A 15,993-nucleotide genomic window follows, 5' to 3' on the forward strand; every position below is an offset into this window, starting at 1 on the left:
TGTCAGCGCCGCCCGCTCAGGCGCCGCGGGTCTTGCGGGCAGGCGCGGCCTTCTTGGCCGGTGCCGCCTTCTTCGCGGGCGCGGCCCGCTTGGCAGGCGCCGCCTTCTTCGCCGCCACGGTCTTCACCGGGGCCGCCTTCTTCGCGGGCGCGGCACGCCTGGCCGGGGCCGCCGGGCTGGCGGCCGCCGGGCGGGCAGGTGCCTTGGCCGCCGCCTTCTTGGCCGGGGCGGTCTTGGCCGGCGCTTTCTTGGCCGGCGCTTGCTTGGCCGCCGGGGCCAGGCCGCCGCTGCTCACCTTGCGCGCCTTGGGCGCCGGCTTGGCGAGCGCAGCCTGCCCGGCGCCGGAGCTGGCCGTCGCGGCGGCCTTCTTCGCCGGCGCCTTGGCCGCCGACTTGCGCGCCGGCTTGGCGGGGGCCTCGTCCTCGTCGTCGTCACTCACCTCGCTGGCCTTGGGCAGCGAGGTCTTGGCACCCGCCAGCTTGAGCTTCACCGGCTTCTCGCCCCAGATCTCCTCCAGGCGGTAGTAGTCGCGGATGGCCGGCTGCATGATGTGGGCGACGGCGGCGCCGCAGTCCACGATGATCCACTCGCCGTTGTCCTCGCCCTCGGTGCGCAGCACCTGCATGCCGCTGGCCTTCACCGCGTCGCGCACGCTGGCCGCCAGGGCCTTGGTCTGGCGGTTGCTGGTGCCGGAGGCGACGATCACGCGCTCGAACAGCGGCGACAGGTGCTCGGTGTTGAAGACCACGATGTGCTGGGCCTTCACGTCCTCGAGGCCATCGACGATGGCGCGTTGCAGTTTGCGGATGTCCATTCAGGGGCGGCCGGGATCGGCGCGGTAGAGCTGGTGTTGGTCAATATAGCCCGCGACCGCCTCCCCCACCAGCGGGGAAACGGGTTCGCCGGCGGCCACGCGGGCACGCACGTCGGACGACGAGATGTCCATCCGGGGCAAGGGAATCGCCTGCCAGGCGATGGAACGGCCGGCCCAGGCCGCGGGCGGCTCGGGCGGCTGCCCGGCACGCGCCGCCACGGCCAGCGTGGCCAGCCCAGGCAGGTCGTCGGCCTGGTGCCAGGTGTCCAGGCGCGCGAAGGGGTCGGCACCGAGGACGAGGAAGAGCTGGGCGCCCGGGCACTCGGCAGCCAGCTCGCGCAGGGTGTCCACCGTGTAGCTGGGGCCGGTGCGGTGCAGCTCGCGGGGGTCCACCACCAGCCGGGGCTGGCCCTCGATGAGGCGGGCCAGCATGGCGGCCCGGTGCGCGCCAGGCGCCAGCGTGCGGTGGGCCTTCTGCCAGGGCTGGCCGGCGGGCACCAGGCGCAGCTCGTCCAGGCCGAGGGCGTCGCGCGCCATGCAGGCCAGCGCCAGGTGGGCGAGGTGCGGCGGGTCGAAGCTGCCGCCATACACGCCGAGGCGGCGCGGCCGTGCGGGCGCTGGCGCGTGAGGCCGCATCAGCCGCCGTTCACCCAGTCGCGGGGCCGCAGGAAATCGTCGTACAGCCGGGCCTCGGGCGTGCCCGGCTCCGGCTGCCATGCGTAGCGCCAGCGCACGATGGGCGGCATGGACATGAGGATGGCCTCGGTGCGCCCGCCCGACTGCAGGCCGAAGAGGGTGCCGCGGTCGAACACGAGGTTGAACTCCACGTAGCGGCCGCGGCGGTAGGCCTGGAAGTCGCGCTCGCGCTCGCCATAGGGCGTGTCGCGGCGGCGGGCCACGATGGGCGTGTACGCCGCCAGGAAGGCGTCGCCCACGCCGCGTGTCATGGCGAAGCTGCGCTCGAAGCCCAGCTCGTTGAAGTCGTCGAAGAAGACGCCGCCCACGCCGCGCGGCTCCTGGCGGTGCTTCAGGAAGAAGTACTCGTCGCACCAGCGCTTGAAGCGCGGGTGCAGGTCGTCGCCATAGGGCGTGAGCGCGTCGCGGCAGGTGCGGTGGAAGTGCACCGCGTCCTCCTCCACGCCGTAGTAGGGGGTGAGGTCCATGCCGCCGCCGAACCAGACCACCGGCGCCTGGCCGGCCGGCTGCGCGGCGAACAGGCGCACGTTCATGTGCACCGTGGGCACATGCGGGTTGCGCGGGTGCAGCACCAGCGACACCCCCATGGCCTCGAACGGTGCCCCGGCCAGCGCGGGGCGATGGGCGGTGGCGGACGCCGGCATGGCCGCGCCACGCACGTGGCTGAAGTTGCAGCCGCCGCGCTCGAAGAGGTGGCCCTCCTCGATGAGCCGCGAGATGCCGTCGCCCTGCAGCCGCTCCCCCTCGGGCCGCACCCAGGCGTCGCGCAGGAACGGCTGGCCGTCGAGCGCCGCGAGCGCGTCGACGATACGCTCCTGCAGGCCGAGGAAGTAGGCGCGTGCAGCGTTCGCGTCGAAGGCCGCCTCCGAGGGGACGGGGGCCAGGGGGGCACTCATGCGGGACGGTCCTCTCGCAGGCTGATGGGCGCGGCCAGCGCGGGCCGGCAGCCCTGGACGGGCGCGTACGCGGCGGCGATGGCGGCCAGGTCGGCTGCCGCGTCGCCGCTCAGCCGCAGGTAGGCCAGCACGCCGACGCGCCGCTGGCGGTAATCGAAGAACGCCAGGCCCAGCGGCACGCCCGCCTGCAGCGCCACCTGGTAGAAGCCGCTGCGCCAGTGCGGGGTGAAGCTGCGCGTGCCCTCGGGCGCCAGCGCCAGCCACAGCGCCTGGCCGGCCTGGCGCGCAGCGTCGAAGCGGGCGACCATGTCACCCACGATGCCGCGCGCACCGCTGCGGTCCACCGGGATGCCCCCCACCCAGCGCAGCCAGCGGCCGAACACGGGCACCCGGAACAGGCTGTCCTTGCCCCAGAAGGCCACGTCCAGCCCCATGGCCCACTTGGCCAGGATGCCGACGATGAAATCCCAGTTCGAGGTGTGCGGGTAGGCGATCAGCACGCCCTGCGGGCCGGGCAGGCCGTCGAACTGCAGGCGCCAGCCGGCCAGGCGCAACACCCAGCGCGCCAGCCGGCTGCCGCGCGGGGCCGGCAGCCGCTGGGTGAGGACCTCAACGCTTGATGGCACGGTGTCCGATGTCGGAGCGGAACTGCGCGCCGTCGAAGCGGATGGGCTGCACCGCCTCGTAGGCGCGCTGCTGGGCCGTGCGCGCGGAATCGCCGAGCGCGGTGACGCACAGCACGCGGCCGCCGGTGGTGACCAGGCGGCCGTCCTGCAGCGCGGTGCCGGCGTGGAACACCATCACGTCGTCGCTGCCGGCCGGGTCGGCGGGCAGGCCGGTGACCACGTCGCCCTTGCGCGGGCTGGCCGGGTAGCCGGCAGCGGCCATCACCACGCCGAGCGCGAAGCGCCGGTCCCACTGCAGCTCGACCTGGTCCAGCGTGCCCTCGCAGGCGTGCACCAGCACGTCGACCAGGTCGCTCTTCAGGCGCATGAGGATGGGCTGGGTCTCGGGGTCGCCCATGCGGGTGTTGAACTCCAGCGTCTTGGGCTGGCCGTTCGCGTCGATCATGAGCCCGGCGTAGAGGAAGCCGGTGAAGGGCACGCCGTCGCGCGCCATGCCCGCCACGGTGGGCAGGATGACCTCGTGCATGGCGCGGGCGTGCACGTTGGGCGTCACCACGGGCGCCGGGGAGTACGCGCCCATGCCGCCGGTGTTGGGGCCGGTGTCGCCGTCGCCGATGCGCTTGTGGTCCTGGCTGGTGGCCAGAGGCAGCACGTTCTTGCCGTCCACCAGCACGATGAAGCTGGCTTCCTCGCCCTGCAGGAACTCCTCGATGACCACACGCGCGCCGCCCTCGTTGTGCACCACACCCAGCGTGTGGTCCTCGAGCATGAAGCGCACGGCCTCGTGCGCCTCGTCCAGCGTCATGGCCACCACCACGCCCTTGCCCGCCGCCAGGCCGTCGGCCTTGATGACGATGGGCGCGCCCAGCTTGTCCACGAAGGCGTGGGCCGCCGCCGGGTCGGTGAAGGTCTCGTAGGCCGCGGTCGGGATGCCGTGGCGCTTCATGAAGTCCTTGGCGAAGGCCTTGGAGCTCTCGAGCCGGGCGGCCGATTGCGTGGGCCCGAAGATGCGCAGGCCGCGCGCACGGAACACGTCCACCACGCCCTGCGACAGCGGCGCCTCGGGGCCCACCACGGTGAGCTGGACCTTCTCCGCCTGGGCGAAGTCGGCCAGGGCCTGCGGGTCGGTGAGGGCGACGTTGGTGAGCCGCTTGTCCAGCGCGGTGCCGCCGTTGCCGGGGGCCACGAAGACCCGCTGCACCTTCTCGCTGGCCGCGAGCTTCCATGCCAGGGCATGTTCGCGGCCGCCGCCGCCGATCACCAGGACGTTCATGGTCGAAGGCCTTACTCGTTGATCTCGGCGTTATGGAAGACTTCCTGCACGTCGTCCAGGTCTTCCAGGACGTCGAGCAGCTTCTGCATGCGCGCGGCGTCGTCGCCGGCCAGCTCGATGGTGTTCTCGGCGCGCATGGTCACCTCGGCGATCTCGGGCTTCAGGCCCTTGGCCTCGAGCGCGTTCTTCACGGCCTCGAAGTCGGCCGGTGCGGTGAGCACCTCGATGGAGCCGTCGTCCCCTGTGACCACGTCCTCGGCGCCGGCTTCCAGCGCGACTTCCATCACCTGGTCTTCGGACGTGCCCGGCGCGAACACCAGCTGGCCGCAGTGCTTGAACTGGAACGCCACCGAGCCTTCGGTGCCCAGGTTGCCGCCGTGCTTGCTGAAGGCATGACGCACCTCGGCCACGGTGCGCACGCGGTTGTCGGTCATGCAGTCGACGATGATGGCCGCGCCGCCGATGCCGTAGCCCTCGTAGCGAATCTCCTCGTACTGCACGCCCTCGAGGTTGCCCGTGGCCTTGTCGACGTTGCGCTTGATGTTGTCGGCCGGCATGTTGGCCGCCTTGGCCTTGTCGATCGCCAGCCGCAGGCGCGGGTTCATGGCGATGTCACCGCCGCCCTGGCGGGCCGCCACGATGATCTCTCGGGTGAGGCGGGTCCAGACCTTGCCGCGCTTCTCGTCCTGGCGGCCCTTGCGGTGCTGGATGTTGGCCCATTTGGAATGACCGGCCATGGGTGCTCCTGGGGAATCCTGGGAAGTCGCCCGCCGACGCCCGGCGCGCGGGCTGTGCTCGCATGAGGGTGCGAGGGCGCGGGGGCTCGTCGGGGGACGAAGGGAACCGGGCATTCTAGCCGGGGGGCCGGGTGGCCGGCCCGCCCGCGCCGGCGGCGATAGACTCGCCGACGCCTCCACCGCCTGCCCCGAGCACCCCACGATGGCCGATCCCATCCTCGTCGCCTGCCACGGCGACACCGCCTGCCACCTGCTGCCCGCCCTGGCCAACCGCCACGGCCTGATCACCGGCGCCACCGGCACCGGCAAGACCATCACCTTGCAGAAGCTGGCCGAGAGCTTCTCGGCGCTCGGCGTGCCGGTGTTCATGGCCGACGTGAAGGGCGACCTCACCGGGATCAGCCAGGCCGGCACGGTAGGGCCCAAGCTGGCGGCCGTGCTGCAGGAGCGCGGCCTGGAACCGCCGGCCCCTGTGGCCTGCCCCACCACCTTGTGGGACGTCTTCGGCCAGGCCGGTCACCCCGTGCGGGCGACCGTGAGCGACATGGGCCCGCTGCTGCTGGGCCGCATGCTGGCCCTGAACGAGACGCAGGCCGGCGTGCTCAACCTGGTGTTCAAGATCGCCGACGACCGCGGCCTGGCCCTGCTGGACCTGAAGGACCTGCGCGCCATGCTGCAGCACGTGGGCGACAACGCCAGCGAGTTCACCACCGAATACGGCAACGTGAGCGCCGCCTCGGTGGGCGCCATCCAGCGCGGGCTGCTGCAGATCGAGCAGCAGGGCGGCGACCGCTTCTTCGGCGAGCCCATGCTGGACATCGCCGACTTCATGCAGACCACGGACGGCCGTGGCGTGGTGAACATCCTGGCCGCCGACCAGCTGATGAGCTCGCCCCGGCTGTACGCCACCTTCCTGCTGTGGATGCTGTCGGAGCTGTTCGAGACCCTGCCCGAGGTGGGTGACCTGGACAAGCCCAAGCTGGTGTTCTTCTTCGACGAGGCGCACCTGCTGTTCAAGGACGCGCCCGCCGCGCTGGTCGAGCGCATCGAGCTGGTGGTGCGGCTGGTGCGCTCCAAGGGCGTGGGCGTGTACTTCGTGACGCAGAACCCGCTGGACATCCCCGACAGCGTGCTGGGCCAGCTGGGCAACCGCGTGCAGCATGCCCTGCGCGCCTTCACCCCCCGCGACCAGAAGGCGGTGAAGACGGCGGCCGACACCATGCGGCCGAACCCGGGGCTGGACATCGCCGCCGCCATCACCGAGCTGGGCGTGGGTGAGGCGCTGGTGAGCTTCCTCGACCCCAAGGGCCGCCCGTCGGTGACCGAGCGCGTGTACGTGCTGCCGCCGGGCAGCCAGATCGGCCCCATCACGCCGGCCCAGCGCCAGGCGCTGATCCAGGGATCGCTGGTGGCCGGCGTCTACGAGAAGCTCGTGGACCGCGATTCCGCCTACGAGCAGCTCAAGGGCCGCGCCGCCGCCAGCGGCGAGGTGGCCGGCGAGATGGCGCGCCGGGCCGGCGACGCGGCCAGGGACGCCGCCACCGGTGCGGCGCAGGACGCCGGCGGCGGCCTGCTGGGCGGCCTGTCCGACCTGCTGTTCGGCTCCACCGGGCCCCGAGGCGGGCGGCGAGAAGGCCTGGCCGAAGCAGCCGCCAAGAGCGCCATGCGCTCGGTGGGCTCGGCCGTGGGCCGGGAGATCGTGCGCGGCGTGCTCGGGTCCCTCCTGGGCGGCACCAGCCGCAGCCGGCGCCGCTGACCGGGCGTCTCGCGCGCACCGGGCGCCGGTCGTCGCGCGGGACGCCACCGGCGCACGGCCGGCGCACACAATCGCCCGATGTCCGCCCCCGACCCCGGCCTCTCCCTCCCGCCGACCCGCGCCGCCCGGCTGCGTGCCGCGGTGGTCGACCGCGGCCTCCATGTGCTGCGCCACCTGTTCGGCGCGCTGGCCATCGGGACGGTGATCGCGGTGCTGCTCACGCTGCTGTACCAGCAGCACTTCGGCTACACGCTGCTGTACTCGTGGAGCATCGCCGTGGCCTGCAGCCTGTTCATCGACGGGCTGCGCCATGCCGCCGCCGCCTGGGTGCACCGTCGCGGCCCGCCGCAGCACGGCGACATGCCCACCGACTGGCCAGGCTGGCGCTGGATGGCGCTGGTGCTGCCCGTGGGCACGCTGCTCGGCCTGGTGGTGGGCGCCGAGGTGGTGAACCTGCTGCTGGGCCAGCCCGGCTGGCGGGCCTTCCAGGGGCGCCATGGCACCACGCTGGCCATGCTGATGATCTCGCTGGTGCCAGGCGTCACCGCCACGTTCTACTTCCGCGCCAAGGCCGACCTGCGGGCGGCGCAGACACACGCCGAGGCCGCCCGACGCATGGCTGCCGAGACCCGGCTCAAGCTGCTGGAGTCGCAGCTCGAGCCGCACATGCTGTTCAACACGCTGGCCAACCTGCGCGCGCTCATCGGCGTGGACGCGGTGCGTGCGCAGGAGATGCTGGACCGGCTGATCGCGTTCCTGCGCGCCACCCTGCAGGCCAGCCGCAGGCCGTTCCACCCGCTGGCGGCCGAGTTCGAGCGCCTGGCCGACTACCTGGCGCTCATGCAGGTGCGCATGGGCACGCGGCTGCAGGTGCAGCTGGTGCTGCCGCCCGACCTGGCCCGCGCACCCGTGCCGCCGCTGTTGCTGCAGCCGCTGGTGGAGAACGCCATCCAGCACGGCCTGGAGCCGCAGCGCGGCGGTGGCCAGCTGCGCGTGGAGGCCTGGCAGGACGGCGACGAGCTCGTCGTGCAGGTGTCGGACACCGGCATCGGCCCCGAGGCGGCCGCACGCCAGGCCGCCGCCGACCGCCCGGCGGGCGGCTTCGGGCTGACCCAGGTGCGTGAGCGGCTGCAGGTGTGGCACGGTGCGGCGTCCCGGCTCTCGCTCGCACCCGGCCCCGCCGGCCAGGGCGGGACGGTGGTCACCCTGCGGTGGCCCGCCCGCCCGCCAGCCGACGACGAACGCAGCGCCCCCGCCTCCCCGCCCTGAGCCCGTCCATGCCCCCCCACGACATCCCCTCCACCGCCCCCACCGACCCCAGCGCCTGGGCCGCCACCTCCGTGCTGGCCGAGGACGAGCCCCTGCTCGCGCAGGCCCTGGTTAGCGAGCTCGCGCGGGCCTGGCCCGGCCTGCGGCTGGTGGCGCGGGCCGAGGACGGCCCGAGTGCGGTGGAGCAGGCCCTGGCCCACCTGCCCGACGTCCTGTTCCTCGACATCCGCATGCCCGGCTGCAGCGGGCTGGAGGCGGCCCAGGCCGTGGTGGAGGACTGGCCGGCCGACCGTGCGCTGCCGCTGATCGTGTTCGTCACGGCCTACGACCAGTACGCGCTGCAGGCCTTCGAGGCCGCTGCCGTGGACTACGTGCTCAAGCCCGTGGCCCCCGCCCGCCTGGCCGCCACCTGCGACCGGCTGCGCACGGTGCTGCGTGGCCGCGCGCCCGGCCCGGGCGGCACCGCCGTCACCGCCGCGGCCCACGCCGGCGACCCGCTGCTGGAACGGCTGCGTGCCCTGCTCGGCCCGGCCGGCATGGCCACGATGCCCCCGGCACCCGCCCCCGAGACGCTGCAGGTGATCGCCGCGTCGTCGGCCGGCGGCGCGGTGGTGGAGATAGTGCCCGTGCAGGACGTCGTGTACTTCGAGGCGGCCGACAAGTACGTGCGGGTGCTCACGGCACACGCCGAGCACCTGATCCGCACGTCCTTGCGCGAGCTGCTGCCGCGGCTGGACCCGCAGCGCTTCTGGCAGGTGCACCGTGGCACGGTGGTGCAGGTGCAGGCCGTCGAGCGTGCGCTGCGCGACGAGGCCGGCCGCGTGCAGCTGGTGCTGCGCCAGCGGCCGGAGCGGCTGAGCGTGAGCCGCCTGTACGCGGCCCGGTTCAAGGGCATGTAAGGAGGCCGCGCGCCGCCGTTCACGCCGGCCGGCGGCGGTTCACGACGCGGGCTCACCAGCCGTCGCGCGGCGCTGGCCCGGCCGGCGGGGGGTGGGCACGATGACGCCATCGACCCCTTCCACCCCCTCACGAGGAACCCGCGATGCCGACCGCCACCCCCGCCGCCGCCGACGACGAACTGATGGAGCGCGCCCGCAAGCGCGTGGGCATGAAGCTCGGCTTCTACACCCATGCGCTGGTGTTCGTGCTGGTGAACCTGGGCCTGTACGCCCTGGACACGTTCCAGGGCGGCCACCGCTGGAGCCACTTCCCGCTGTGGGGCTGGGGGCTGGGCCTGGCCATCCACGGCATCGTCACCTTCCTCGGCCTGCGGGGCGAGGGCGTGCGCGACCGCATGCTGGCCGAGGAGGTGGCGCGGCTGCGCCGCCGGGGCTGATCAGCCCTTCTCGCCCAGCAGCGCCGTCTTCAGCGAGGAGTCGGCCGGCTTGTCGCCCAGCCAGATCTTGAGCACGGCGTTGTAGAACGCCACGTCGGGGATCGGCTCGGACAGCGACTTGCCATTCAGCGTCATCACCATGCCGGTGCCGGGCACCCAGTCGGAGATGAGCACGTCGCCCTTCTTCAACTGGCCCTGCGTCGCGAAGATCTCGCCGAAGCGGGTCATCTGGCTGACCAGCTTGGTCTTCTCCGCCTTGTCGGTGTTCTTGTTGATGCCGGTCATGAAGGCCTCGCCGAAGTCCTCGCCACTGATGTCGCGCATCGTGACGATGGTGAAGCGGCGCGGCCCGTCCAGCGCCAGCACGTCGGCCGTGGTGGTCTTCTTCTGCGGCAGGTACAGGCCCAGCACGTAGACCTTGAAGCCAAAGCGCGTGCGCACGCCGGCGCCGTTGAGCTTCAGGTCCTTGCCGGCCACCTTGGCGGCATCGTCGAGCTTCACGCCCTCCACCTCGGCCGCGGCAGCGGGCAGGGAGGTGGACAAGGCAGCCAGCAGGCCGGCCGCCAGGCACAGCAGGGTGGACCTCTTCGCGTTCATGCGGTCTCCGTCAAAGGCAAGGGATGAGGCGCCCGGCGTGCGGCCGGGCATGGGTCAATGTAGCCGGGGGCACCCGCGCCCTGTCAACAGAATGGACCCTCGGGTGCTCAGGCGTCGAGCTTGAACAGGCTGACCGTCTGCTCCAGCGTGGCGGACTGGTGACGCAGCGATTCCGCCGCCGCCGCCGCCTGCTCCACCAGGGCGGCGTTCTGCTGGGTGGAGCCGTCCATCTGGTCGATGGTGCGGCTCAGGCCCTCGATGCCGGCGCTCTGCTCCTGGCTGGCGGCGCTGATCTCGCTCATGATGTGGGTGACGCGGCCCACGCTGGCCACCACCTCCTCCATGGTGGTGCCCGCCTGGGCGACCAGCTGGCTGCCCTGGGCGACCTTCTGCACCGAGTCGCTGATGAGGCTGCGGATCTCCTTGGCCGCACCGGCCGACCGCTGCGCCAGCGTGCGCACCTCGCCGGCCACCACCGCGAAGCCCCGGCCATGCTCACCCGCGCGCGCCGCCTCGACCGCGGCATTGAGCGCCAGGATGTTGGTCTGGAAGGCGATGCCGTCGATCACGCCGATGATGTCGCCGATGCGCTTGGACGAGGCGTCGATGGAGCCCATCGTCTGCACCACCTGGGACACCACGGCGCCGCCCTGGCGGGCCACCTCGGAGGCCGAGCGCACCAGGGCGTCGGCCTGGCGCGCGTTCTCCGCGTTCTGCCGGACGTTGCTGGTGAGGTCCTTGATGGAGTGGGCCGTCTGCTGCAGGGACGCCGCCTGCTGCTCGGTGCGCGAGGACAGGTCCATGTTGCCGCTGGCGATCTGCGCAGACGCCGCCGCGATGGACTCCGTGCCCTGGCGGACATTGCCCACGATGCGCTGCAGGCACTGGTTCATCTCGTCCAGCGCCGCCATCAGCTGGCCGGTCTCGTCCTGGGTGCGCGCCTGCACGCGGCTGGTCAGGTCCCCGGCAGCCACACGCTGCGCGATGGACACCGCATGCCGCAGCGGCACGGTGATGCTGTGGGTGGAGACCCAGGCCACGGCCAGGCTGAGCAGCGCCGCGCCGGCCGCCACGCCCAGGATGATGAACAGCGTCTGCCGTGCCTGCGCCTCGGCGCTGGTCCGCGCCTCTTCCATCTGGGCGTGCTGCTGGGCAATGAACTGGTCGAGCGCAGCGAAGTACTTGAGCTGCACGGGTCGGATGGCGAAGAGGAACTTCACCATGGCCTCGTCCTTGCTGTCCTCCGCCACGAGGCGGGAGAAGGCCACCTGGGCGGGCTTGAACTTGTCCCGCAGCGCCGCGATCTCCGCCAGCTGCTTCTGGCCGGCCTCGTCGGTGATCAGGGTCCGGAGCGAGGTGAACGTGGCCTCGCTGGCCTGCATGACCCGCTCGATGTTGGCCAGCTCCTTCTGGATCTGGCCGGGGTCGGTCATGATGAGGATGTTGCCCATGTTGCGCGACACCTCGTTGAGCTCGGACTTGATCTGGCCGGCCACCACCGTCTTCTGGTAGCGGTCGCCCACGAGCCGGGCGATCTCGTCGCTCAGGCCGCCGATCCGCATGGCCGCGAACGCCGCCATGACGCCGAAGACGGCGATGACCACGCCAAACCCCAACGCCAGGCGCTGGCCGATCTTCAGCCTGTTGAATTGCCCCATCTTTCGCCTCTCCGACAGCCGCGCGCTGCTCGTCCGCCGAGGGCGGCTGACTGGCAGCGCTGCAGCGATTGTCGGCAGCCCCCTCGCGGGGCTTGAGGCCGATCTGGCGGGGGATCGTCCGGCAATTCACACCGGACGCCCGCGCGGCGCCCCCGGGGGGGCGGCGGGCTCAGCGCACCTGGCGGTCGCTCACCCGAGCGGTGGGCTGGTAGGGACCCGGGCGGCCGTCGTGGTGGTGGCCATGGCCGGGCCGCACGACGACCGGGGCGCGGTAGTGGTGGTGGTGGTGCCGCACCACAACCGGCGCGCGGTAGACCACCGGGCGCGGCGCGACGACCACGGGGGCGGCATACACGGGCGGCGCGTAGACGGGTGCCGCATACACCGGCGGCGGCGCATACACCACCGGCGCAGGCACATAGGCCGCGGGCGGACGGTAATGGTGGTGGTGCCGATGGTGGCCACCGCCGCCGATGACCGTGCCCACCTGCACGCCCGGGGCGATGGGGGCACTGATGCCGATGGACCAGTTGACGCCGGCGTGCGCCGGCAGGGCCACGGCGCCCGCGCCGAGGCAGGCGGCCAGCGGGGCGGCCACGGACGCGGCGCGACGGGCGGTGTGCAGCAGGCGGGTGAACATGACCATCTCCTTGTGGGTTCCTCGGGGGATGCGCCTCCAACGCCCTGCCGGGAACCGCCGTTGACGGGACCCGGCGGCCCAGGTGTAACGGCTCGTCGCGGCACCCCCTGGCTACACTCTGGCTGCCATGAGCGACAAGCCTTCTTCCCCTGCCCCCTCCCCCGCGGCCGCCGAGCCGGCCCGCGCGGGCAACTTCCTGCGCACGCTGATCGAGCGGGACCTCGCCGCCGGTACCTACGACGGCCGCCCATTCGGCGGCAGCCCCGGCGACGCGGCGCACCACGCCGCCGGCCAGCCGGACCCGGCCCGCGTGCGCCTGCGCTTCCCGCCCGAGCCCAACGGCTACCTCCATGTGGGCCACGCCAAGAGCATCTGCCTGAACTTCGGCCTGGCCCGCGACTACGGCGGCGTGTGCCACCTGCGCTTCGACGACACCAACCCCGAGAAGGAGGAGCAGGAGTACGTCGACGCCATCGAGGAGATGGTGCGGTGGCTGGGGTGGAACTGGGAGGCCTTCGGCACGCCCCACCTCTACTACGCCAGCAACTACTTCGATTTCATGTACCAGGCGGCCGAGCACCTCATCGAGCGCGGCCTCGCCTACGTGGACGAGCAGACGCCGGAGCAGATGCGCGCCAGCCGGGGCGACTTCACCACCCCCGGCACCGACAGCCCCTACCGGGCCCGCACGCCGGCGGAGAACCTGGCGCGCTTTCGCGAGATGCGCGACGGCCTGCATGCCGACGGCAGCATGGTGCTGCGCGCCAAGATCGACATGGCCTCGCCGAACATCAACCTGCGCGACCCCGCCATCTACCGCATCCGCCGCGCCACCCACCACAACACGGGCGACCGCTGGTGCATCTACCCGATGTACACCTACGCGCACCCCATCGAGGACGCGCTGGAGCGCATCACCCATTCGATCTGCACGCTCGAGTTCGAGGACCAGCGCCCGTTCTACGACTGGCTGCTGGAGCGCCTGGCCGAAGGCGGCCTGCTGGCCCACCCGCTGCCGAAGCAGTACGAATTCGGCAGGCTGAACCTCAGCTACGTGATCACCAGCAAGCGCAAGCTCAAGCAGCTGGTCGACGAGCAGCATGTGCACGGCTGGGACGACCCGCGCATGCCCACCCTGGCCGGCATGCGACGCCGCGGCTACACCCCGGCATCGATCCGCAAGATGGCCGACGACTCCGGCGCCAGCAAGACCAACATCTGGCTGGACTACTCCGTGCTGGACATCGCCCTGCGCGACGACCTGGACCCGCAGGTCGGCCGCGCCATGGCGGTGCTGGACCCGCTGGCGCTCAAGCTGACGAACTGGGCAGAGGTGTTCGGCTCGGCCGACCACCGCGAGCCCTGCCAGGCGCCCGTGCATCCGCACCACCCCGAGCGCGGCCAGCGGCAGTTCAGCCTGGGCCCGCAGCTCTGGATCGAGCGGGAGGACTTCGCCGAGGCGCCCCCCAAGGGCTTCTTCCGCCTGTTCCCCGGCAACCGGGTGCGCCTGAAGTACGGCGTGGTGGTGGAGTGCACCGGCTGCGAGAAGGATGCCGACGGCCGGGTGACCGCCGTGACCGCCACGGTGGTGCCCGACACCAAGAGCGGTACCCCCGGGGCGGACGCGATCAAGGTCAAGGGCGTGATCACCTGGGTGGGCGCGCACGACGGCCTGGCGGCGGAGCTGCGCCTGTTCGATCGGCTGTTCTCCGAGGCGCAGCCCGACGCGGGGGGGCGCGACTTCCTCAGCGTGCTCAACCCGGCCAGCAAGCAGGTGGTGCAGGGTTATGTGGAGCCCTCGCTGGCGGGAACCGCCGCCGAGACCCGGCTGCAGTTCGAGCGGCATGGGTACTTCATCAGCGACCGGATCGACCACCAGGCCGATCGCCCCGTGTTCAACCGCATCACCGGGCTGAAGGACAGCTGGGCCAAGCCGGCGGCACGCTGACCGGCCGTTGCGATTGCACCGGTCTGGTGCGCTGCAGCCAATTGCGTGGAGGAGGCGCCGCATATTCCCCATACGGGGTGGGGTAAATCGGCGCATGCTTGGGGTCAACGGGGCCAACGACGGCCCCCTCCACCTCCTGAAGCAGTCCCCCATGCGCCAGAACCTGCCCGTCACCCAGCGGGAGCACCCGCTGCCCGCCGACATCACGCTGATGTCCACCACCGACCCGGCGGGGCGCATCGCCTATGCCAATGCGGCCTTCATCGCCGCCAGCGGCTTCGAGGCCGCCGAGCTGGAGGGGCAGCCGCACAACATCGTGCGGCACCCCGACATGCCCGCTGCGGCCTTCGCCGACATGTGGGCCACGCTGAAGGCGGGGCAGTCCTGGACGGCCCTGGTGAAGAACCGGCGCAAGAACGGCGACCACTACTGGGTGCGCGCCAATGCCACCCCGCTGCAACGCGGCGGCCGGACCACCGGCTACCTGTCGGTGCGCACCCCCCCCTCACGCGAGGAGATCGAGCAGGCGGAAGCGCTCTACACCCGGATGCGCAGCGGCCAGGCGGCCCACCTTCGCCTGCACAAGGGGGTGCTGGTGAGCCGCCACCGCTGGGCCCCCGGCACGGTGCTGAAGACGCTGCCCGTGCGCTGGCGCGTGGCCGCCGGCCTGCTGGGCGCCGCCATCGGGGGCACGGCGACCGCGGCCGCCTGCGGGCTGGCGGGCGGCGACCTGGCCGCCGTGGCGGCCGGCGTGGTGGCGTCCACCGCCGTGGCCGGCTGGTGGATCGACCGGCAGGTGGTCGCCCCGCTGCAGGCGCTGCAGCGCCATGCGCAGCGGGTGGCCAACGGCGAGCCCGAGGCGGTGCGCGTCGACCGCGTGGACGAGATCGGCATGGCCTTCCGCGCCGTGAACCAGCTGGGCCTGATGCTGCGCTGGATCATGGCCGACGTGACCGAGCAGGTGGCCACCTTCGTGCAGGCGAGCAGCGAGATCTCGCAGGGCAGCCACGACCTGAGCGTGCGCACCGAACAGGCGGCGGCCCACCTGCAGCAGACCGCCTCCTCCATGGAACAGATGAGCGAGACGGTGCAGCGCAACGGCGAGACCTCGGGCCAGGTGGCCCAGCTCGCGTCGCAGGCCACCGAGGCGGCCGCCCAAAGCCGGCTGGCGGTGGAGCGCGTGGACAGCACGATGCGCGGCATCACGACCTCCTCGCAGCGCATCACCGACATCATCGCCGTGATCGACGGCATCGCCTTCCAGACCAACCTGCTCGCCCTGAACGCCGCCGTCGAGGCCGCGCGCGCCGGCGAGCAGGGCCGCGGCTTTGCGGTGGTGGCCGGCGAGGTGCGGGGCCTGGCGCAGCGCAGCGCCGAGGCGGCCCGCCAGATCGCCAGGCTCATCTCGGACAGCAGCGAGCGCGTGCAGGAAGGGGCCCGCGAAACCGCCGCCGCCGGGACCGCCATGCAGGGCATGCTGCTGCAGGTCAACCAGATGCGCGAACTCATCGACCGCATCAGCCTGGCCTCGCGTGAACAGTCCATCGGCATCGACCAGGTGAACACCGCGGTCTCCCAGCTGGACCACCACACCCAGCAGAACGCCGCGCTGGTGGAGCAATCCGCGGCGGCCGCCCAGGCGCTGCACCACCAGGCCGAACGCCTGGTGCGCGCGGTGTCGGCGTTCACGCACCGCGGTGCGGCCTGAGGGCCCTTGCCGCACGGGTGCGGCATGCCATGATGGCGG

At 72.4% G+C, this 15,993-nt stretch carries 15 protein-coding genes; 6 read left to right on the forward strand and 9 right to left on the reverse strand.

The annotated features are described in order from the left end of the window. Positions 1–16: 16 nt before the first annotated feature. From rsfS to ACE3UN_RS16210, 6 genes are read right to left on the reverse strand one after another with little or no spacing between them, the layout of a single operon-like run. On the reverse strand, positions 17–814 hold the full coding sequence (gene rsfS, locus ACE3UN_RS16185) for a ribosome silencing factor (protein WP_374676010.1): 798 nt from the start codon (positions 812–814) through the stop codon (positions 17–19). After that, positions 815–1,450 (reverse strand): nicotinate-nucleotide adenylyltransferase, encoded by a 636-nt coding sequence (gene nadD, locus ACE3UN_RS16190; protein WP_374676011.1) that lies wholly within the window; start codon positions 1,448–1,450, stop codon positions 815–817. It lies immediately after the preceding gene. Further along, entirely contained in the window at positions 1,450–2,406 is a 957-nt protein-coding gene (gene hemF / locus ACE3UN_RS16195) for an oxygen-dependent coproporphyrinogen oxidase (RefSeq protein ID WP_374676012.1), read from the reverse strand. The genes nadD and hemF overlap by 1 nt, the downstream gene beginning before the upstream one ends. Then, positions 2,403–3,032, reverse strand: a complete 630-nt coding sequence (locus ACE3UN_RS16200; protein WP_374676013.1) for a 1-acyl-sn-glycerol-3-phosphate acyltransferase — start codon at positions 3,030–3,032, stop codon at positions 2,403–2,405. Before ACE3UN_RS16200 ends, hemF begins: the two co-directional genes overlap by 4 nt. Next, complete coding sequence (gene purD, locus ACE3UN_RS16205) at positions 3,016–4,305, reverse strand: phosphoribosylamine--glycine ligase (RefSeq protein ID WP_374676014.1); 1,290 nt, start codon at positions 4,303–4,305, stop codon at positions 3,016–3,018. The genes ACE3UN_RS16200 and purD overlap by 17 nt, the downstream gene beginning before the upstream one ends. Before the next feature lie 11 nt (positions 4,306–4,316). After that, complete coding sequence (locus ACE3UN_RS16210; protein WP_374676015.1) at positions 4,317–5,042, reverse strand: YebC/PmpR family DNA-binding transcriptional regulator; 726 nt, start codon at positions 5,040–5,042, stop codon at positions 4,317–4,319. Positions 5,043–5,244: 202 nt separating this feature from the next. On the opposite strand from ACE3UN_RS16210, the gene ACE3UN_RS16215 reads away from it, so the two are divergent. From ACE3UN_RS16215 to ACE3UN_RS16230, 4 genes are all read left to right on the forward strand, one after another. Beyond that, positions 5,245–6,798 (forward strand): helicase HerA-like C-terminal domain-containing protein, encoded by a 1,554-nt coding sequence (locus ACE3UN_RS16215; RefSeq protein ID WP_374676016.1) that lies wholly within the window; start codon positions 5,245–5,247, stop codon positions 6,796–6,798. A 78-nt stretch (positions 6,799–6,876) separates the two neighbouring features. After that, entirely contained in the window at positions 6,877–8,067 is a 1,191-nt protein-coding gene (locus ACE3UN_RS16220) for a sensor histidine kinase (RefSeq protein WP_374676017.1), read from the forward strand. Between the two features lie 8 nt (positions 8,068–8,075). Then, on the forward strand, positions 8,076–8,966 hold the full coding sequence (locus ACE3UN_RS16225; RefSeq protein WP_374676018.1) for a LytR/AlgR family response regulator transcription factor: 891 nt from the start codon (positions 8,076–8,078) through the stop codon (positions 8,964–8,966). A gap of 143 nt (positions 8,967–9,109) precedes the next feature. After that, complete coding sequence (locus ACE3UN_RS16230) at positions 9,110–9,403, forward strand: 2TM domain-containing protein (protein WP_374676019.1); 294 nt, start codon at positions 9,110–9,112, stop codon at positions 9,401–9,403. Here the strand turns inward: ACE3UN_RS16230 and ACE3UN_RS16235 are convergent, their stop codons facing one another. From ACE3UN_RS16235 to ACE3UN_RS16245, 3 genes are all read right to left on the reverse strand, one after another. Continuing rightward, the gene (locus ACE3UN_RS16235; RefSeq protein WP_374676020.1) at positions 9,404–10,000 is read right to left on the reverse strand and encodes a chalcone isomerase family protein; all 597 of its coding nucleotides are present in this window, start codon (positions 9,998–10,000) and stop codon (positions 9,404–9,406) included. A 107-nt stretch (positions 10,001–10,107) separates the two neighbouring features. After that, a complete protein-coding gene (locus ACE3UN_RS16240; protein ID WP_374676021.1) occupies positions 10,108–11,658 on the reverse strand; it encodes a methyl-accepting chemotaxis protein in 1,551 nt (516 codons plus the stop codon). A 169-nt stretch (positions 11,659–11,827) separates the two neighbouring features. Then, on the reverse strand, positions 11,828–12,298 hold the full coding sequence (locus ACE3UN_RS16245; protein ID WP_374676022.1) for a hypothetical protein: 471 nt from the start codon (positions 12,296–12,298) through the stop codon (positions 11,828–11,830). 127 nt (positions 12,299–12,425) lie between these two features. Here ACE3UN_RS16245 and ACE3UN_RS16250 point away from each other — a divergent pair, with 127 nt between their 5' ends. Continuing rightward, entirely contained in the window at positions 12,426–14,246 is a 1,821-nt protein-coding gene (locus ACE3UN_RS16250) for a glutamine--tRNA ligase/YqeY domain fusion protein (protein ID WP_374676023.1), read from the forward strand. A gap of 151 nt (positions 14,247–14,397) precedes the next feature. Beyond that, positions 14,398–15,954, forward strand: coding sequence for a methyl-accepting chemotaxis protein (locus tag ACE3UN_RS16255; protein ID WP_374676024.1), 1,557 nt, complete (start codon positions 14,398–14,400; stop codon positions 15,952–15,954). The last annotated feature ends 39 nt before the right edge of the window (positions 15,955–15,993 follow it).

The sequence above is a fragment of the Ideonella sp. genome (assembly GCF_041918995.1).
In the GTDB taxonomy this organism is placed as follows: domain Bacteria; phylum Pseudomonadota; class Gammaproteobacteria; order Burkholderiales; family Burkholderiaceae_C; genus Ideonella.